Below are 19413 nucleotides of genomic sequence, written 5' to 3' on the forward strand. Positions count from 1 at the left end.
TCAACACTTTTTATTTTTATTCAATCACAAGTACTTCTGCTGCTTGTAGACCACGTGCACCTTCTTTAATCGCAAACTCTACTTTTTGACCTTCAAAAAGTACTTTGAATCCCTCTTGAATGATGCCGGTAAAATGTACAAAAATTTCTTCGTCTCCGTCATACACTAGAAAACCATATCCTTTTCTAACGTCAAACCATTTCACTGTGCCGAATTTCATTTTACATACCCCCTAGTGGTCATTTACATGCCTATATTCATTATACGGTGTAAGTATTGTTACGTCAAACACAGGCTTAATCATGTAAAGTATAAATAATAACTCTTTTTACTTTAAGGGAATTGTTATATACTAATCTTTAGTAATTAAGAAATGAGGTGTCTGATGAATAGGGCTGATATTTTTTTAGTCTCATTTAATAAAATAGAGAAATGGTTGAAAAAGCAATTAGAATTCCCAAGTAATATGGGGGTAACAGAAATGTTGAGGAGAGTCAAAAAACGTTCTGATTTACCAATTGCAGAGATTGAATTTGATCTTATCGAGTTTTCCCAACTAAGAAATGCCATTGTGCATAATAGGATTGAAACAGATTTTATTATTGCTGAGCCTAATGAATGGGCAGTGGAGAGAATACTTGAAATTGAAAATGAGCTACTGCATCCGCGCCTAGTGGAACGCATTTTAAAAACAAATGTAAAGATTTTTACAGCAGATGTTCCGCTTCAAGAAATCCTTTATATAATAGTAGAAAAAGAATATTCTCAGTTTCCAATTTATCAAAACAAAAAGTTTAGAGGCTTAATTACAACCAAAGGAATTGGTATGTGGTTTGCTAAAAATGCTGATAATAATATGATGGATCTTAATTATTACACAGCGATTGATATCTTAGATCTAGATAATAAAAGAGATGCTGTCTCCTTTTTATCATTGAGTGACACAGAATACAAAGCAAAAGAACTATTTAAAAGTAATCCGAGACTAGAAGCAATCTTAGTTACTCAGAATGGTAAAAGTAACGGCAAATTAATTGGGATTATTAGTCCTAAAGATTTATTTGGAGAGTGAGAAAAAATATGATTTATTATAGTTTAATAGTTTTAGCATCGGTAATAATTGATCAATTGATTAAATATTGGGTGGTATCAAACATTGAAATACATGAAACGATTTTTAGTAATCCAATCTTATCCCTAACTCATATAAGAAATAGTGGGGCAGCGTGGAGTATTTTAGAAGGGAAAATGTGGTTCTTTACTGTCGTCACAGTTATCGCTTTGATAATATTACCTTACTTACTTTATAAATATCATAATGAAAGTAAATGGATGACGATTGGTTTAAGTTTAATTATTGGTGGCACGTTAGGGAATTTCATCGATCGTATCCGATTAGGCGAGGTTGTTGATATGTTTCAAGTAGAGTTTTTTAATTTTCCAATCTTCAATTTTGCGGATGTTTCATTAGTAATAGGTGTTATGTGTATTTTTGTATATATCTTATTTTTTGAAGAGAAATCTAAAGGAATGTAAATAAAATATACTTATATAACGTAGATTCTTGATATATTGTTAAAATGGTAGTAGAATGAAAATATAAAAAATTCACAAGGATGATGAATATGTCAAATCATATTGTTGAAGATGCAATAAATAAGATGAAAGAATCTAATATACGTATCACACCACAAAGATATGCAATCTTAGAGTATTTAGTTGAGAGTAAAAGTCATCCAACAGCGGATGAAATTTATAAACATCTTGAGCATCGTTTCCCAAATATGAGTGTAGCAACGGTATATAACAATTTAAGATTATTTACAGACATAGGTTTTGTTATTGAAATGGCTTATGGAGACTCTTCTAGTCGATTTGATTTTACATCTACAAAGCATTACCATGCTATTTGCGATAATTGTGGTAAAGTAGTTGATGTCTATTACCCTGGCTTGGAAGATGTGGAGTCGGCAACTGAGCAATTAACAGGATTTAAAGTAAGGGAACATCGCTTAGAGATGTATGGGTTATGTCCTGATTGTCAAAAAGAATCGTAGTAAAAAGCAGGTGATTTTCACCTGTTTTTTATTTTTTTTAGTTTTTTTGAAAAAAAATTAAAAATAAGCTTGATTTTTATTTAAACAATTGATATATTAATACATGTCGTTACGACGGGTGTTAATTTTAAATAACAAAAAAATATTTAAACAAAACACTTGAACAACGAAATGATATGTGTTATTATCATTAAGTCGAAAAGATAACTGACATATTAAATAACAACTTCTGGGAAAACTTTTTTAAAAAGAGTTGACATTCAAAAGAAGTTGTGATAAGATATAAAAGTTGTTACGGCAACGAAATGGATCTTTGAAAACTAAACAAAGTAAGACAAACCAAATGTGATAGGGCGTTTCTATTTTATAGAAACAAACCATATTTAGTGAAATAACATTCGCTAGCAAGTTTTAAAATTAATGAGCTAAACATCGCAAGATGTTAATCAACTTTTATTGAGAGTTTGATCCTGGCTCAGGACGAACGCTGGCGGCGTGCCTAATACATGCAAGTCGAACGCTTTGATTTTCACCGGAGCTTGCTCCACCGAAAATCAGAGAGTGGCGGACGGGTGAGTAACACGTGGGCAACCTGCCCAACAGAGGGGGATAACACTTGGAAACAGGTGCTAATACCGCATAATTTGTTTTCCCGCATGGGAGAATAATAAAAGACGCTTTCGGGTGTCACTGTTGGATGGGCCCGCGCTGCATTAGTTAGTTGGTGGGGTAATGGCCTACCAAGACCGTGATGCATAGCCGACCTGAGAGGGTGATCGGCCACACTGGGACTGAGACACGGCCCAGACTCCTACGGGAGGCAGCAGTAGGGAATCTTCGGCAATGGACGAAAGTCTGACCGAGCAACGCCGCGTGAGTGAAGAAGGTTTTCGGATCGTAAAACTCTGTTGTTAGAGAAGAACAAGTGGGAGAGTAACTGCTCCCACCTTGACGGTATCTAACCAGAAAGCCACGGCTAACTACGTGCCAGCAGCCGCGGTAATACGTAGGTGGCAAGCGTTGTCCGGATTTATTGGGCGTAAAGCGAGCGCAGGCGGTCTTTTAAGTCTGATGTGAAAGCCCTCGGCTCAACCGAGGAAGGTCATTGGAAACTGGAGGACTTGAGTGCAGAAGAGGAGAGTGGAATTCCATGTGTAGCGGTGAAATGCGTAGATATATGGAGGAACACCAGTGGCGAAGGCGACTCTCTGGTCTGTAACTGACGCTGAGGCTCGAAAGCGTGGGGAGCAAACAGGATTAGATACCCTGGTAGTCCACGCCGTAAACGATGAGTGCTAAGTGTTGGAGGGTTTCCGCCCTTCAGTGCTGCAGTTAACGCATTAAGCACTCCGCCTGGGGAGTACGACCGCAAGGTTGAAACTCAAAGGAATTGACGGGGGCCCGCACAAGCGGTGGAGCATGTGGTTTAATTCGAAGCAACGCGAAGAACCTTACCAGGTCTTGACATCCTTTGACCACTCTAGAGATAGAGCTTTCCCTTCGGGGACAAAGTGACAGGTGGTGCATGGTTGTCGTCAGCTCGTGTCGTGAGATGTTGGGTTAAGTCCCGCAACGAGCGCAACCCTTATTGTTAGTTGCCATCATTTAGTTGGGCACTCTAGCAAGACTGCCGGTGACAAACCGGAGGAAGGTGGGGATGACGTCAAATCATCATGCCCCTTATGACCTGGGCTACACACGTGCTACAATGGACGGTACAATGAGTTGCGAGACCGCGAGGTTTAGCTAATCTCTTAAAGCCGTTCTCAGTTCGGATTGTAGGCTGCAACTCGCCTACATGAAGCCGGAATCGCTAGTAATCGTGGATCAGCATGCCACGGTGAATACGTTCCCGGGCCTTGTACACACCGCCCGTCACACCACGAGAGTTTGTAACACCCAAAGTCGGTGAGGTAACCTTTTAGGAGCCAGCCGCCTAAGGTGGGATAGATGATTGGGGTGAAGTCGTAACAAGGTAGCCGTATCGGAAGGTGCGGCTGGATCACCTCCTTTCTAAGGAATATTACGGAAATCACATGGTTGTACTTACTTTGTTTAGTTTTGAGAGATCTATTTTTAAAAATAAATCCTTAAACAAGGGGCCTTAGCTCAGCTGGGAGAGCGCCTGCCTTGCACGCAGGAGGTCAGCGGTTCGATCCCGCTAGGCTCCATTAGTATTGTTATAATACTAAAACATATTGTTCATTGAAAACTGGATAGTTGAAGTTAGACATCAACATTTTTTTTTAACACACCGAGTTGATCAGTTTTATTATTAAAATTGTGATACATAAAATACTATTTAAATTAGCTATCGCTAGTTGATTTAAATAAACAAAGTCTAACCATTAGGTTAGAAAAAGGTTAAGTGAATAAGGGCGCACGGTGGATGCCTTGGCACTAGAAGCCGATGAAGGACGGGACTAACTCCGATATGCTTTGGGGAGCTGTAAGTAAGCTATGATCCAGAGATTTCCGAATGGGGGAACCCAGCATCTTTTATAGGATGTTACTTTCAAGTGAATACATAGCTTGTTAGAGGTAGACGCAGAGAACTGAAACATCTAAGTACCTGCAGGAAGAGAAAGAAAAATCGATTTCCTTAGTAGCGGCGAGCGAAACGGAAACAGCCCAAACCAACAAGCTTGCTTGTTGGGGTTGTAGGACTCAGCTGTGGTAGCTGTTGTGGATAGTCGAATCGACCTGGAAAGGTCAGCCGGAGCGGGTAAAAGCCCCGTAGACGAAATTGACAACACACCTATGAGTATCCTGAGTACGGCGGAACACGAGAAATTCCGTCGGAATCCGGGAGGACCATCTCCCAAGGCTAAATACTCTCTAGTGACCGATAGTGTACCAGTACCGTGAGGGAAAGGTGAAAAGCACCCCGGAAGGGGAGTGAAATAGAACCTGAAACCGTGTGCCTACAAAAAGTCAGAGCCCGTTAATGGGTGATGGCGTGCCTTTTGCAGAATGAACCGGCGAGTTACGATTGCATGCGAGGTTAAGCTGAAGAAGCGGAGCCGTAGCGAAAGCGAGTCTGAATAGGGCGAGTGAGTATGTAGTCGTAGACCCGAAACCAAGTGACCTACCCATGTCCAGGTTGAAGGTGCGGTAAAACGCACTGGAGGACCGAACCCACGTACGTTGAAAAGTGCGGGGATGAGGTGTGGGTAGCGGAGAAATTCCAAACGAACTTGGAGATAGCTGGTTCTCTCCGAAATAGCTTTAGGGCTAGCCTCGGAATTAGAATGATGGAGGTAGAGCACTGTTTGGACTAGGGGCCCGTCTCGGGTTACCGAATTCAGATAAACTCCGAATGCCATTCATTTATGTCCGGGAGTCAGACAGTGAGTGATAAGATCCATTGTCGAAAGGGAAACAGCCCAGACCACCAGCTAAGGTCCCCAAATATATGTTAAGTGGAAAAGGATGTGAGGGTGCACAAACAACTAGGATGTTGGCTCAGAAGCAGCCACCATTTAAAGAGTGCGTAATAGCTCACTAGTCGAGTGCCCTTGCGCCGAAAATGTACCGGGGCTAAACATATTACCGAAGCTGTGGATAGAACTTAGGTTCTATGGTAGGAGAGCGTTCTAAGGGCGTTGAAGCTAGATCGTAAGGACTGGTGGAGCGCTTAGAAGTGAGAATGCCGGTATGAGTAGCGAAAGACAGGTGAGAATCCTGTCCACCGAATGACTAAGGTTTCCTGGGGAAGGCTCGTCCTCCCAGGGTTAGTCGGGACCTAAGCTGAGGCCGATAGGCGTAGGCGATGGATAACAGGTTGAGATTCCTGTACCCGTTTGTTTTGTTTGAACAATGGAGGGACGCAGTAGGTTACAAGATCGCACTGTTGGATATGTGCGTTCAAGCAACAAGTCTTGGTAAGAGTCAAATGCTTTTACCTTTAAGGACAAGTTGTGATGAGGAGGGAAATTAAGTACCGAAGTCTTAATATCACACTGCCAAGAAAAGCTTCTAGTTAGAAACAAACGGCCCGTACCGCAAACCGACACAGGTAGTCGAGGAGAGAATCCTAAGGTGAGCGAGAGAACTCTCGTTAAGGAACTCGGCAAAATGACCCCGTAACTTAGGGAGAAGGGGTGCTGAACGCAAGTTCAGCCGCAGTGAATAGGCCCAAGCGACTGTTTATCAAAAACACAGGTCTCTGCAAAATCGAAAGATGACGTATAGGGGCTGACGCCTGCCCGGTGCTGGAAGGTTAAGAGGATGGGTTAGCTAGTAGCGAAGCTCAGAATTGAAGCCCCAGTAAACGGCGGCCGTAACTATAACGGTCCTAAGGTAGCGAAATTCCTTGTCGGGTAAGTTCCGACCCGCACGAAAGGCGTAACGATTTGGGCACTGTCTCAACGAGAGACTCGGTGAAATTTTAGTACCTGTGAAGATGCAGGTTACCCGCGACAGGACGGAAAGACCCCATGGAGCTTTACTGTAGTTTGATATTGAATGTTTGTAACACATGTACAGGATAGGTAGGAGCCGTAGAGCTCGGGACGCTAGTCTCGAGGGAGGCATTGGTGGGATACTACCCTTGTGTTATGACCATTCTAACCCGCGCCACTTATCGTGGCGGGAGACAGTGTCAGATGGACAGTTTGACTGGGGCGGTCGCCTCCTAAAAAGTAACGGAGGCGCCCAAAGGTTCCCTCAGAATGGTTGGAAATCATTCGTAGAGTGCAAAGGCATAAGGGAGCTTGACTGCGAGAGCTACAACTCGAGCAGGGACGAAAGTCGGGCTTAGTGATCCGGTGGTTCCGCATGGAAGGGCCATCGCTCAACGGATAAAAGCTACCCTGGGGATAACAGGCTTATCTCCCCCAAGAGTTCACATCGACGGGAGGTTTGGCACCTCGATGTCGGCTCGTCGCATCCTGGGGCTGTAGTCGGTCCCAAGGGTTGGGCTGTTCGCCCATTAAAGCGGCACGCGAGCTGGGTTCAGAACGTCGTGAGACAGTTCGGTCCCTATCCGTCGCGGGCGTTGGAAATTTGAGAGGAGCTGTCCTTAGTACGAGAGGACCGGGATGGACACACCTCTGGTGTACCAGTTGTTCTGCCAAGGGCATTGCTGGGTAGCTATGTGTGGAAGGGATAAACGCTGAAAGCATCTAAGCGTGAAGCCCCCTCAAGATGAAATTTCCCATTTCTTTAAGAAAGTAAGATCCCTGAAAGATGATCAGGTAGATAGGCTAGGAGTGGAAGTGCAGTGATGTACGGAGCGGACTAGTACTAATCGATCGAGGACTTAACCAAAGAAAAACGGTGAAGTAAAAAAGATGTCTAACTAAAACATTCAGTTTTGAGTGAACAATCACTCTAATAATAAGTGTGGCGATGATGGCAAGAAGGATACACCTGTTCCCATGCCGAACACAGAAGTTAAGTTTCTTAGCGCCGAGGGTAGTGAGGGGTTTCCCCTTGTGAGAGTAGGACGTTGCCATGCTTATTATAAATTATCCGGCATAGCTCAGTTGGTAGTAGCGCATGACTGTTAATCATGATGTCGTAGGTTCGAGTCCTACTGCCGGAGTTGTTTCAAAAGGCCCGTTGGTCAAGCGGTTAAGACACCGCCCTTTCACGGCGGTATCACGGGTTCGATTCCCGTACGGGTCATGTAACATAATATATTCCATATATGGAGGTTTAGCTCAGCTGGGAGAGCACCTGCCTTACAAGCAGGGGGTCAGCGGTTCGATCCCGTTAACCTCCATTATCTAAACTGGTTCCGTGGTGTAGGGGTTAACATGCCTGCCTGTCACGCAGGAGATCGCGGGTTCAAATCCCGTCGGGACCGTTTAGGCGCAGTAGCTCAGTTGGTAGAGCAACGGATTGAAGCTCCGTGTGTCGGCAGTTCGATTCTGTCTTGCGCCATTATATGGAGGGGTAGCGAAGTGGCTAAACGCGGCGGACTGTAAATCCGCTCCTTCGGGTTCGGCAGTTCGAATCTGCCCCCCTCCATTATTAATATTATCAAACTATAGGGGTATAGTTTAGCGGTAGAACTACGGTCTCCAAAACCGTCAGCGTGGGTTCGATTCCTACTACCCCTGTTTTTACTATGGCGATTGTGGTGAAGTGGTTAACACATCGGATTGTGGTTCCGACATGCGTGGGTTCGATTCCCATCAGTCGCCTATTTAATAATATTGGGCTATAGCCAAGCGGTAAGGCAACGGACTTTGACTCCGTCATCGTTGGTTCGAATCCAGCTAGCCCAGTTTTTGGCGGTATAGCCAAGTGGTAAGGCAGAGGTCTGCAACACCTTTATCATCGGTTCAAATCCGGTTACCGCCTTTTATAGATATATCCTTATGCCGGCGTGGCGGAATTGGCAGACGCGCTGGACTCAAAATCCTGTGCCCGCAAGGGCGTGCCGGTTCGACCCCGGCCGCCGGTATTGCATTTATTGCATATAAGGATAGTCTAATAATTAAATAATCCGGCATAGCTCAGTTGGTAGTAGCGCATGACTGTTAATCATGATGTCGTAGGTTCGAGTCCTACTGCCGGAGTTTTACTTTAAATAAGTTTTTTGAACCTGGAGAGTTGTCCGAGTTGGCCGAAGGAGCATGATTGGAAATCATGTAGACGGTAATAACTGTCTCAAGGGTTCGAATCCCTTACTTTCCGTAATTTTATAATTCTTAGGCCCGTTGGTCAAGCGGTTAAGACACCGCCCTTTCACGGCGGTATCACGGGTTCGATTCCCGTACGGGTCATTACTAAACTATTAATTATAGTTTGGGCGCAGTAGCTCAGTTGGTAGAGCAACGGATTGAAGCTCCGTGTGTCGGCAGTTCGATTCTGTCTTGCGCCATTATATGGAGGGGTAGCGAAGTGGCTAAACGCGGCGGACTGTAAATCCGCTCCTTTGGGTTCGGCAGTTCGAATCTGCCCCCTCCATTTTTATCATGGCGATTGTGGTGAAGTGGTTAACACATCGGATTGTGGTTCCGACATGCGTGGGTTCGATTCCCATCAGTCGCCTATTTAATAATATTGGGCTATAGCCAAGCGGTAAGGCAACGGACTTTGACTCCGTCATCGTTGGTTCGAATCCAGCTAGCCCAGTTAAGACTTGATGATTCAAGTCTTTTTTTTTGTCCAAAAATGATCTAAGTCATTTTTGCTTATCTAGATAGTATTAAGTAATGTTAAGAAGCTTTTTATAAAAAAATTTAAGTGTTAGTATATATTTATCATTTGAAAAGGAGAAGAAAAGATGATTAAAAAAGGGGATTTTGGTGAGTCACTACAAAAGTTTGGACGAACGTTACTTCTTCCAATTGGGGTTTTAGCACCGGTCGGGATGATTTTAGGAATCAGTGGAGCATTTGTTCAACCTTATATGATTGAAAAGTTTGCATTTTTAGGAAATGAAAATGTTAATGCTATTCTTATTAGTATTAGAACGATTGCAAGCGTTATCTTTGATAATATTCCACTACTATTCGCTATGGGTGTGGCTTATGGAATGAGTAAAAAGGATAAAGGAATTTCTGTTTTTGCTGCTGTGACTGGTTATTTAACTTTAATCATTACTATGAATGTTTGGTTGACTTTAACTGGTAAGATGGCTGATCCAGAAATTATGACACAAGTTGGACAAATAAATGTTTTGGGTATTCAAACAATGAATATCAGTGCAGCAGGGGGGATTGTTACAGGGTTAGTTGCTGCTTGGGCAACAGATAAGTTCTATAATTTAGAACTTCCAACTGCATTTGCATTCTTTTCAGGTAAGAAGTCAGTACCAATTATTACAATTGGCGTCATGATTTTAATTGGGGCGTTATTACCATTTGTTTGGGAAGTTTTTGTGCTAGTTTTAACGAAATTTTCAGTGGTTATTTTAAGCACAGTTGGTCCATTCTTTACGGCAGCTGGTGAACGATTATTTATTCCTTTTGGTTTACACCATGTATGGAACGCGCTCTTTAGATTTACTGAAGCAGGCGGGTCTTATGTAATTGATGGGGAAACCTTTGTTGGAGTTGTCCCAGCGATGAATGAAGTGTTATTCAATCAAGGGCCAAATAGTGAGTATTGGTCAATGATGCCTGATTTAACAAGATTCATGGCACAACAACAAATGCTTGTGACACTGTTTCTTTTCCCTGCGATTGCTTTAGCCATGTATAAAGCGTGTCGTGTAGAAAATAGAATAGAAGTTAAGTCGATGCTGATTACGTTGGTTTTAACAGCGATGTTAGGAAACGTTACTGAGCCGTTAGAATTTACTTTTGTGTTCATTGCCCCTCTCTTGTATTTAGCTTATGCAGTTATTGTTGGGATTGGAGCTGTGCTACTTTCTTTAGCAGGAGTGGCAGTTGGATACATTAGGGGAACGGTTTTTGACTTTGCGATTTTCGGATTATTATATGAAAAGACTAACTGGATATTCTTAGTAATTATTGGACTTGGTTTAGCAGTTGTTACTTATTTTATTTTTTACTGGGCAATTATTAAATTTGATATTAAAACACCTGGTCGTGAAGAATCACAAAATATGGATAATACATTAATTAAAGAAAAACGTTACACAGAAGTTGCTGAGATCGTGGTTGAAGCGCTAGGTGGTAAGGAAAATATTGAAAACGTTGAAAACTGTATTACCCGTCTAAGAATTGATTTGAAGGATATTAATGTTGTCAATAAAGAGTTGCTTGAAAAATCAGGTTGTACTGGTTTCTTCTTCCCGGCAGCAAAACATATTCATGTTGTTTATGGCCCTCAAGTTGAATTCGTTAGAAATGCTGTAGATGAAGCATTAGCATAGTAAAAAATGAGGAGGAAAAAAAGTGAGAGCACTATATGATTCAAAAAGTAAAACAATGGATGATCGAGGGATAAAAGAGTTATTCTCGAATGAAGCAAAATATAAAACGTGGCTAATGTTTGAAGCTGCCTTAGCAGAAGCACAAGCGGAGTGTGGTTTTATTCCTAAACAAGCCGCTCTTGATATTAAAGAAGCCGCTAAAATTGAAAATATTGATTTTGAGGAAATGAATAGAATCTATTTAAAAATTGGACATGGGTTTGTGCCTTTTCTAAAAGTTTTAGTTAAAGCTTGTCCAAAAGAGAGCGGGAAATATATTCATTACGGGATTACCACTCAAAATATTCAGCAAAGTTCTCAATTATATATGGTGAAAACCGTTCATGATAAATACATGAAACTTCTGGGTGAGATTTTAGAGAACTTAAGTAAACTAGCTGAGGATAATAAAGATACTGTCATGACAGGTCGGACTCATGGTCGTCATGCCACTCCGATTACATATGGCTATAAAGTTTCTGTTTGGATAAGTGACTTCATTGAATGTGTGGAGAGAATGAGAGAGGCAGAAAAACGTGTCTTTAAAATTATGATGGGTGGAGCGGTAGGAACATTTAGCTCCATGCCAGAAGTTGGGATTGATGTTCAAAAGCGCGTAGCTGAGTTAACAGGTATGTATCCAATGGAAGTTCCTTCAAGAAATATTAGTACTCATAAATTAGAGTACATGATGAATTTATCATTAATGGCAAATATTTGTCATAAAATTGGAGAAGAAGTTTATAGTACTACTTTAGAAGAAATTGCTGAAGTGTCGGAAGGATTTAGCAAAGGGACAGTTGGAAGTAGTACCATGCCTCATAAAATTAACCCTAAACTAGCTAAAGGCATTGTAGCCAATTCTCAAAAATTGTATTCATTACCTGGTGTTGGTATGTACTCAGCCGTTAGACCATATGAAGGTGACAGTAGTTCATACATGTTATTTGATGGCATTTTAGAAGAAGCCCTAGAACTCACAACTGAAGTTTTGCTTAGAACAGAGGAATTAACTAGAACAATGGTCCCTCATCCTGAGCGAATGCTTCACAATGTGTTGAGAAATAAAGGCTTAGATAATACAGAATACGTTATGATGAAAATGGCTGATAAACTTGGGAAAGATGAAGCTCATTCACTTCTATATGACATTGCGATTAAAACAGCAGCTGATGGTGAAGACTTCTACACAAATCTCATGAAAAATAGCTTAATTTCTTCAGAATTTACAGCAGAAGAAGTGAAAGCACTAATCGATCCTAGAAACTATGTGGGACTTTCCAGTGAACTAGCGTCCAAAGAAGCAATACGAGCTCATGAAACAGCTAAATTTATTCAAGAGAATTATAAGTAATGGCAAAGTTGGTCATAAACGCAGATGATTTTGGTTATTCTAAGGCAATTAACCACGGTATTATTGATTCTTTTCAGAATGGTGTTTTAACTTCAACGACTCTAATGGCAAACATGCCAGGATTTGACCATGCCGTAGAATTAAGCCGTAGTAATCCCAATTTAGGAGTGGGAGTTCATTTGTCAATGACATGTGGCAAACCAATACTTACTAATGTTACTGATTTAGTGGAAGAAACTGGGAAGTTTAAATGTTTAGATAAAATCAAGGCGGAATTATTTGAAACTAATTTAGAGCAGCTTTATGATGAATGGGATGCACAAATCAAACACATTCAACAGGCAGGGATCAACATTAGTCATCTTGATTCCCATCATTATACTCACTCGATGGGAGATCATTATAGGGTAGTAGAGGCTTTATCCCTTAAATATCATTTACCAATTAGAAATAGTCATGATGTGAGAACTAAATTTATTAATCCTAATTTAAGTCCTGCCGAGGAGTTATGGCCCCTATTTAACTATCCAGAAATGAAAAGAATGGATAAAAGGTTTTTAGAAGTAAAACAACAACTTTTTAAGATAATCGTGAAAGATTGCCAAAAATACTCTGAGAAAAATAAAGTAGAAGCTGTTTGTCATCCTGGGTTTTTGGATGAGGAAGTTTGGTTTGGCTCAAGTTTTAATTTAGCTAGAATGAGAGAAGTTTCAATTTTATGTGACTTAGATCTTAGTAAATTATTTTCCGAGTATGAATTTGAACTATGTAATTACCATGATTTTTAATCAAATTTAATTTAAGAACATAAAGGCTAATATTTTTAGATAAAACTAACAAAAAGTTAGTGAATATTTAGAGATATCAGTCTTTTTTGCCGTTCTTTGTATCAGACATAAGTAGGAGTTTATGATATAATTCCAAATAGTAGGGGGTAGGGAGTGGAATGGACTTTCTTAAGAATTACGATGAGTTAACTGTTAGTGAGAAAAAGGTACTTCGCTATGTTATAGACAATACTAAAGCCGTTCCTTATATGAATATCAATCAACTTGCAGATGTCAATTTCGTGTCGAAGACCGTGATTATTAATTTATGTCAAAAGTTGGGCTTTAGTGGTTTTAAAGAGTTGAAATTTACCATTAATAATTCAATAAGAGAAGAGCTGGTATCAGAAGAACTAAATGAAGATAAAGTAATCAAGAAACTCGAAAAAAGCATTGAAAAGACGTTATCCTTAGTTATAGATGAGACGATTGATGGCTCGGTTGATTCAATCCTACAAGCAAAAAATATTTTTATCATGGCAAGGGGAACCAGTAAACCTGTTGGGTATTATTTAGAGCATTTATTATTTTCCATGGGTCTTCACTGCTTTTTTATTGATGATTATAATTTATCAGAGTCTTTTACACGACTGGTCACAGAGGATGATGTAGTGATTTTGTTTTCACTATCTGGTCAAACGAAAAAAATTCTTGAAACAGCAAGGGTTCTTAATGTAAAAGGAGCGAAAATGATTAGTATTACATCATTTCAATCGAATAAATTAAGTGATTATTCAGATTATAGTTTATACTGTCATACCGATAACTTTGATACGAAAAAGGATGATTCTATTTCTCGAATTGGTTTCTTTCTTCTAGTTGATTTATTGATTGAAAGTATTAAACAGAAATTATCAAATAATCACATCATTTAGAACTTTCAAAACTTAAGATAATAGTGTAGAATTATATCTTGTGTTTTGATTTCTCGTTGTTTATAATAATTTTGTATTAATATTACTGTGATGTTACAAATGTTTCTATTATGACGATTTCTAGGTCTTAGGTCGTAGAAAAAATTACAACATATGCTTGATACCAAAAATAATATTCTACGATATAATTTGTTTATGATAAAGACGAGAGGATGAAGTTGAAATGGAAATGAAAAAAGTAATTAAAAATGAAGAATCAAGATATTGGTTATCTTTTGTGGGAAAAACAGTGCTTTATGCAACTATATTGTTAGGTTTAATCTATTTATATCACTATAGTTCAGTAGGCGGAGGTTCCTTTATTTACAACCAATTCTAGAAGGAGTATTTGATCGATGAAAAATATAATCTTAGAAACAGTCAAAAAATGGTCTGATGAAAAAGCGGACACTATTTTTTTCGACGAAGGGACACTAAGCCCTACGTATGCAGATTTAGAAAAAAAATCTGATTCACTTGCGTTTTACTTAGAAAACAATCATCAAAACAAAGATAATATTTTAGTTTATGGTGGACAAAATAGCCAAATGGTTACCAGCTTCTTAGCTTGTACCAAATCGGGTCATGGTTACATTCCAGTAGATGCTCACACGCCAGTCGATCGTGTTGAAATGATTTTAGAAGAATCACAAGCAACATGTGTCATTTCTTTAAGCGAATGGCCGTTGAATGTCTCTGATAAAGTGATTACCTTAGAAAAATATGAAGCATTGACGACTGCAGGAGATAAAGCTTCCTTAAAGCATATGGTTGTAGGTGAAGATGTCTACTATACAATCTTTACTTCTGGTACCACTGGGAAACCTAAAGGCGTCCAAATTACTTATGATAATTTAGAAAGTTTTTGTGAGTGGATGTTGTCAGATTTTAGTTTAAAGACAGAGCAACGCTTTTTATGCCAGGCACCATTTTCTTTCGACTTATCAGTAATGGATTTATATCCTTCATTACTAACTGCAGGAACGTTAGTACCGATGGAAAAAAATATGGTAGAGAGTTTCCCATTACTGTTTAGCAGTATTCCTAAAATGAACTTAAACGTGTGGGTATCAACGCCTTCGCTTGTTGAAATTTGTTTACTAAATCCAGATTTCACTGGAGAAAAATTACCTAGTTTGGAAAATTTCCAATTTTGTGGTGAAGAGTTACCACATGGTGTGGCTCAAAAATTATTGGAACGTTTTCCAGAAGCGATAATTTTTAATACGTATGGTCCAACAGAAGCAACTGTTGCGATTACAAGTGTTCAAATTACACAAGACATTTTAGATAGTAACGAAAGATTACCTTTAGGAAGAGCTAAGTCAGATACACGATTAATTATTTTAAATGATGAAGGTCAGGCTCAACCAGAAGGCGAAATTGGTGAAATCATCATCGAAGGACCTGGAGTTTCAACGGGTTACTTCAATAATATTGAAAAAACAGAAGAAGCTTTCTTTTCTTACGAAGGTAAGCCTGCTTATAAAACGGGCGATGCTGGTTTACTTCAAGATGGTCTGCTCTATTATAAAGGTCGCTTAGATTTCCAAATTAAATGGCATGGCTACCGAATTGAATTAGGGGATATTGATCATCACTTAATGGAAAATTCGCGTTTAAGAAATGCGTGTGTGGTTCCAAAATACAATAAAAACCACAAAGTTCAACAATTGATTGCGTATGTTGTATTAGAGACTGAAAGTGAACTCGAAGAAAAAGAGTTAACGAAAGTTTTGAAAGCTGAACTAGAATCTAGTGTTATGGACTATATGATTCCACAACGTTTCATTTATGTGGATCAATTACCATTAACACCAAATGGTAAGGTTGATCGTAAGTGGTTGATTAATGAGGTAAACAAATGATAGATAAATTAGCACAGTTTATTACTTATTTAACACCTTATGAAAAACCATTTTATTTTGTACTAATTGCCGTTTTATTTATTCCCTCAATTATTTATTCATTGAGAGGTAAGAGGCTGCATTGGTACCAAACGCTTTTAACAGTATTCTTTTTATGGATTAGTTTTGCAGGACCTAACATAAAGCAAGGTTATGCCCTAATTGGTTATGTTGTTTGGCAATGTCTTTTAACTGGTGTTTACTTTAGATATCGTCAGAAAGCTAACAGTACTTTCTGGTTTTATATTGCGGTATTTTTAAGTATTATACCGATGATTATTTTAAAAGTAGGACCGCTGACAGATAGTAAATCATTCTTACTCTTTTACTTTTTAGGTTATTCTTACTTAACGTTTAAATCTGTTCAAGTGATTATGGAAATTAGAGATGGCATTATTAAAGATTACAAACTTAAGCACTATATTCAATTCTTACTCTTCTTTCCAACAATTTCTTCAGGACCGATTGACCGTTACCGAAGATTTTTAAAAGATTTAAATAATCCACCATCAAAAGAAAAATATACTGAGCTACTAGGTAAAGGAATTCATTTTATCTTCTTAGGCTTTTTATATAAATTTTTAATTGGTTATGCTTTAGGTAGTCATTTATTACCTTTAGTTCAATCTTTTGCTTTGACAAGAGAAGGCGTATTCCTTGGAACATTAGGTTATATGTATGTCTATAGTTTGTATTTATTCTTTGATTTTGCAGGTTACAGTTTGTTTGCGGTAGGGGTAAGTTACCTACTTGGTTACGAAACACCTATCAACTTTAACAAACCGTTTTTAAGCCCAAATATTAAAGAATTTTGGAACAGATGGCACATGTCTCTCTCTTTTTGGTTTAGAGATTATGTTTACATGAGATTAATGTTTACCTTGATGAAGAAAAAAGTATTTAAGAGTAGAATAGTAGCATCAAATGTTGGCTACTTTGCTTTATTCTTAATCATGGGTGTTTGGCATGGTTTAACATGGTATTATATTGTTTATGGTTTGTATCATGCTCTTTTAATTTGTACTTGTGATGCGTGGTTAAGATTTAAGAAAAAACATAAAGAGCAATTACCAAGTAACAAATGGACCAATGCTTTTGCAATATTTTTAACGTTTAACGCAGTTTGTTTCAGTTTCTTGATTTTCTCAGGATTCTTAGATACACTAGCTAAGCAATTATTTAATATATAATAATAGGAGATGACAGGAATGGATATTAAAGAAACAGTATTAGCAATTTTAGAAGATTTAACAGGTCAAGACGTAAGTGGGACTTTAGATTTAGATTTATATGATGAAGGGTTATTAGATTCAATGGCAACTGTTCAAATGCTTGTTGAAGTAGATGGTCAATTAGGTATTACAGTACCAGTTTCAGAATATGAAAGAAGCGAATGGGGAACACCACAACAAATCATTAACCAAATTACAGCTTTACAAGGATGATCTCTAAGAAAAAATTATTTACTGCGATTGGGCCACTTTTTGTCGCTTTAATTATTGTTGGTGCGGTGATCTTTTCCCCAATCAATTGGTTTTCTAAACCATCGCAAAAAGCAGTACATAAATCGGCATCATCGATGGCAGTAAATGTATTAAAAGGAAATGATTTAAAAAACGAGGCTATGGGTAGCGGTAAATATTTACCCTTCTTTGGTTCATCAGAGTTAAGTCGTGTGAATGCTTTTCATCCGTCAGTATTAGCTCAGAAATACGATCGACCTTATGAGCCTTATTTACTAGGTGCTCCTGGGACCCAATCTTTAACTCACTTTTTCATGTTAAACTCTATGGAAAAAGAATTAAAGAATAAAAAAGTTGTCTTTGTTATCTCTCCTCAATGGTTTGTTAAAGACGGTGTGGGTGACCCAATGTTCTCATTGTTTTACTCACCACTACAAGTCAATCAATATTTGATGAACTTAGATAAAGTTGATGAAAATGATCAATACTTAGCAAGACGTATGCTGAAATTTTCAAGTGTTAGAACAGATACTCAGATGAAATTAATGATGAAAAAAATTAAGTCTGGTGAAGAGTTATCAACGATGAATTACAACCGTGCATCGTATAATTATGAAGTTCTTTCAAAAGAAGATAGCTTATTCAGCCGAATTGGTATCACATCTAAAAGTGATAAGATTACTGAGAAAACAAAAAAATTACCAAGTCAATATTCTTATGAAGAATTAGATAAGATGGCTTTTGAAGCAGGTAAAAAAGGAACAAGTAATAATGAGTTTGAAATTGCTAATTCTTTCTACACTAATCGCATTAGTCCAATGAAAGGTAAATTAGAAAATTCTCAAACGAAATTTGATTATACTGTTTCTCCTGAATTTTCAGATTTCCAGTTAGTTTTAAATAAATTAGCTGAAAACAATATTGACGCTATGTTTGTCATTCCGCCAGTTAATCAGAAATGGTCAGACTATACAGGTCTTTCAACAGATATGTTAGATACTTTCAGTAAAAAGATTACCTATCAGTTAAATTCTCAAGGGTTTAACCATGTGTATGATTATACGCAGAAGCGTGCTGAACCATACTTTATGGAAGATACGATTCATTTAGGATGGCGTGGTTGGATGCAAATGGATCAGGATTTACAAGGATTCTTAAAGGATACAACTAAGCCAGAATATAAGATGAATCCTACAGAGTTTTTATCTAAAGATTGGCAAAAAAGAACAGATTTTGAATGAAAAATGAAAAATAGAGCCTGACCTTTGAGTTAGTCTCTATTTTTTTATATCATTTAGTTGCGGTCATATCTTAATTATGGCTTAAGTTTTGTCGGTTTTACTTGAAAGAGAAGCCAAATTATGACAAAATAACTCGTAAGTTAAAATTAGTAAAAAGGGAGCAATAATTAGTTGAAAGTAAAGAAGAAAAAAAGTTTTTTTAAAAAGTTTGTATTTACTTTATTGCTCAGCTTGGTGGTCCTATCTATCGTTACAGTCTTTATATTAAGGAAGCAAGTTAAAAATGTCATGGTTTGGGAAGATCAAGTAACAACAGCTGCCAAACAATATGGGATTGAAGAATATAGTGATGTGATCTTAGCGATTATCTATACTGAAAGTAAAGGTGATCATGTGGATTTAATGCAGAGTAGTGAAAGTAAATATGGGACAAGAAATCGTATTTTTACAAGTGAAGAAAGTATTGAATCAGGTGTCGAGCACTTAGCAGAAGTGATTAAAGAAGCTGATGCTCAAAAGTGTGATATTTGGACAGCAGTTCAAGCTTATAATTTCGGTTCGAAGTATATAAATTATGTTTCTGATCACGGCAAAAAGAATACGCTAGAAATTTCTGAAACGTATTCAAGAGATATTTTAGCACCGTTATTAGGAAATAAAACTCAGGAAACTTATTTTTATAAGCATCCCTTTGCTTTGATGCATAATGGGGGAAAGCTTTATAAAGATGGTGGAAACTTTTTTTACGCAGAAAGTGTTAAATGGAATTTAAAATTAGTTAAATTATTTTCAAAATTTTAGAGTAAAAAAGAGA

At 38.3% G+C, this 19413-nt stretch carries 14 protein-coding genes, 19 tRNA genes and 3 rRNA genes; 35 read left to right on the plus strand and 1 reads right to left on the minus strand.

All coding sequences use genetic code 11. From position 1 onward, the window contains the following. Nucleotides 1–16 precede the first annotated feature (16 nt). Entirely contained in the window at nt 17–220 is a 204-nt protein-coding gene (locus G7082_RS11130) for a cold shock domain-containing protein (RefSeq protein ID WP_166035151.1), read from the minus strand. Between the two features lie 165 nt (nt 221–385). Here G7082_RS11130 and G7082_RS11135 point away from each other — a divergent pair, with 165 nt between their 5' ends. The 35 genes from G7082_RS11135 (at nt 386) to G7082_RS11305 (ending at nt 19400) form a co-directional block, all read left to right on the plus strand. After that, the gene (locus G7082_RS11135) at nt 386–1072 is read left to right on the plus strand and encodes a CBS domain-containing protein (protein ID WP_166035152.1); all 687 of its coding nucleotides are present in this window, start codon (nt 386–388) and stop codon (nt 1070–1072) included. A gap of 8 nt (nt 1073–1080) precedes the next feature. Further along, nucleotides 1081–1536: a signal peptidase II gene (gene lspA / locus G7082_RS11140; RefSeq protein WP_166035153.1), complete on the plus strand. Its 456-nt coding sequence runs from the start codon at nt 1081–1083 to the stop codon at nt 1534–1536. Between the two features lie 89 nt (nt 1537–1625). Further along, nucleotides 1626–2057, plus strand: a complete 432-nt coding sequence (locus G7082_RS11145; RefSeq protein ID WP_166035154.1) for a Fur family transcriptional regulator — start codon at nt 1626–1628, stop codon at nt 2055–2057. 452 nt (nt 2058–2509) lie between these two features. After that, nucleotides 2510–4070 (plus strand): 16S ribosomal RNA (locus G7082_RS11150). 85 nt (nt 4071–4155) lie between these two features. Continuing rightward, a tRNA-Ala gene (locus G7082_RS11155) sits at nt 4156–4228 on the plus strand. Between the two features lie 191 nt (nt 4229–4419). Further along, nucleotides 4420–7328, plus strand: a 23S ribosomal RNA gene (locus tag G7082_RS11160). 74 nt (nt 7329–7402) lie between these two features. Then, nucleotides 7403–7518: ribosomal RNA gene (rrf, locus tag G7082_RS11165) — 5S ribosomal RNA — on the plus strand. Together the 16S, 23S and 5S rRNA genes with 19 tRNA genes alongside form the textbook arrangement of a ribosomal RNA operon. Before the next feature lie 13 nt (nt 7519–7531). After that, nucleotides 7532–7605, plus strand: a tRNA-Asn gene (locus G7082_RS11170). An 11-nt stretch (nt 7606–7616) separates the two neighbouring features. Continuing rightward, nucleotides 7617–7688: transfer RNA gene (locus G7082_RS11175), tRNA-Glu, on the plus strand. Between the two features lie 24 nt (nt 7689–7712). Then, a tRNA-Val gene (locus tag G7082_RS11180) sits at nt 7713–7785 on the plus strand. A gap of 11 nt (nt 7786–7796) precedes the next feature. Beyond that, nucleotides 7797–7869: transfer RNA gene (locus tag G7082_RS11185), tRNA-Asp, on the plus strand. Nucleotides 7870–7873: 4 nt separating this feature from the next. After that, nucleotides 7874–7946 (plus strand) — tRNA-Phe (locus tag G7082_RS11190). A gap of 6 nt (nt 7947–7952) precedes the next feature. Continuing rightward, nucleotides 7953–8033, plus strand: a tRNA-Tyr gene (locus G7082_RS11195). Between the two features lie 21 nt (nt 8034–8054). Beyond that, nucleotides 8055–8125, plus strand: a tRNA-Trp gene (locus tag G7082_RS11200). A gap of 11 nt (nt 8126–8136) precedes the next feature. Continuing rightward, nucleotides 8137–8209: transfer RNA gene (locus G7082_RS11205), tRNA-His, on the plus strand. Nucleotides 8210–8222: 13 nt separating this feature from the next. Beyond that, nucleotides 8223–8293, plus strand: a tRNA-Gln gene (locus G7082_RS11210). A 5-nt stretch (nt 8294–8298) separates the two neighbouring features. Next, nucleotides 8299–8369: transfer RNA gene (locus G7082_RS11215), tRNA-Cys, on the plus strand. Between the two features lie 19 nt (nt 8370–8388). Continuing rightward, nucleotides 8389–8472 (plus strand) — tRNA-Leu (locus G7082_RS11220). 41 nt (nt 8473–8513) lie between these two features. Next, nucleotides 8514–8587: transfer RNA gene (locus tag G7082_RS11225), tRNA-Asn, on the plus strand. Between the two features lie 28 nt (nt 8588–8615). Beyond that, nucleotides 8616–8705 (plus strand) — tRNA-Ser (locus tag G7082_RS11230). Nucleotides 8706–8722: 17 nt separating this feature from the next. Further along, nucleotides 8723–8794, plus strand: a tRNA-Glu gene (locus G7082_RS11235). Between the two features lie 25 nt (nt 8795–8819). Then, a tRNA-Phe gene (locus G7082_RS11240) sits at nt 8820–8892 on the plus strand. A gap of 6 nt (nt 8893–8898) precedes the next feature. Beyond that, nucleotides 8899–8978, plus strand: a tRNA-Tyr gene (locus tag G7082_RS11245). An 11-nt stretch (nt 8979–8989) separates the two neighbouring features. After that, nucleotides 8990–9062: transfer RNA gene (locus G7082_RS11250), tRNA-His, on the plus strand. 13 nt (nt 9063–9075) lie between these two features. Then, nucleotides 9076–9146: transfer RNA gene (locus tag G7082_RS11255), tRNA-Gln, on the plus strand. A gap of 151 nt (nt 9147–9297) precedes the next feature. After that, the gene (locus tag G7082_RS11260) at nt 9298–10854 is read left to right on the plus strand and encodes a PTS transporter subunit EIIC (RefSeq protein WP_202983103.1); all 1557 of its coding nucleotides are present in this window, start codon (nt 9298–9300) and stop codon (nt 10852–10854) included. Nucleotides 10855–10876: 22 nt separating this feature from the next. Continuing rightward, entirely contained in the window at nt 10877–12247 is a 1371-nt protein-coding gene (locus tag G7082_RS11265; RefSeq protein WP_166035155.1) for a class-II fumarase/aspartase family protein, read from the plus strand. Beyond that, the gene (locus G7082_RS11270; protein ID WP_166035156.1) at nt 12247–13035 is read left to right on the plus strand and encodes a carbohydrate deacetylase; all 789 of its coding nucleotides are present in this window, start codon (nt 12247–12249) and stop codon (nt 13033–13035) included. The genes G7082_RS11265 and G7082_RS11270 overlap by 1 nt, the downstream gene beginning before the upstream one ends. 158 nt (nt 13036–13193) lie before the next feature. Then, on the plus strand, nt 13194–13949 hold the full coding sequence (locus G7082_RS11275) for a MurR/RpiR family transcriptional regulator (RefSeq protein ID WP_166035157.1): 756 nt from the start codon (nt 13194–13196) through the stop codon (nt 13947–13949). 229 nt (nt 13950–14178) lie between these two features. Beyond that, nucleotides 14179–14328, plus strand: coding sequence for a teichoic acid D-Ala incorporation-associated protein DltX (locus G7082_RS11280; RefSeq protein WP_166036078.1), 150 nt, complete (start codon nt 14179–14181; stop codon nt 14326–14328). A gap of 16 nt (nt 14329–14344) precedes the next feature. Next, complete coding sequence (dltA, locus tag G7082_RS11285) at nt 14345–15856, plus strand: D-alanine--poly(phosphoribitol) ligase subunit DltA (protein WP_166035158.1); 1512 nt, start codon at nt 14345–14347, stop codon at nt 15854–15856. Next, complete coding sequence (gene dltB, locus G7082_RS11290) at nt 15853–17085, plus strand: D-alanyl-lipoteichoic acid biosynthesis protein DltB (RefSeq protein WP_166035159.1); 1233 nt, start codon at nt 15853–15855, stop codon at nt 17083–17085. Before dltA ends, dltB begins: the two co-directional genes overlap by 4 nt. An 18-nt stretch (nt 17086–17103) precedes the next feature. Continuing rightward, entirely contained in the window at nt 17104–17340 is a 237-nt protein-coding gene (dltC, locus tag G7082_RS11295) for a D-alanine--poly(phosphoribitol) ligase subunit DltC (protein WP_166035160.1), read from the plus strand. Further along, on the plus strand, nt 17337–18599 hold the full coding sequence (gene dltD, locus G7082_RS11300) for a D-alanyl-lipoteichoic acid biosynthesis protein DltD (RefSeq protein ID WP_166035161.1): 1263 nt from the start codon (nt 17337–17339) through the stop codon (nt 18597–18599). Before dltC ends, dltD begins: the two co-directional genes overlap by 4 nt. A 171-nt stretch (nt 18600–18770) precedes the next feature. Continuing rightward, entirely contained in the window at nt 18771–19400 is a 630-nt protein-coding gene (locus tag G7082_RS11305) for a lysozyme family protein (protein WP_238842646.1), read from the plus strand. The last annotated feature ends 13 nt before the right edge of the window (nt 19401–19413 follow it).

This window comes from Vagococcus hydrophili (assembly GCF_011304195.1).
Taxonomy (GTDB): Bacteria; Bacillota; Bacilli; order Lactobacillales; family Vagococcaceae; genus Vagococcus; species Vagococcus hydrophili.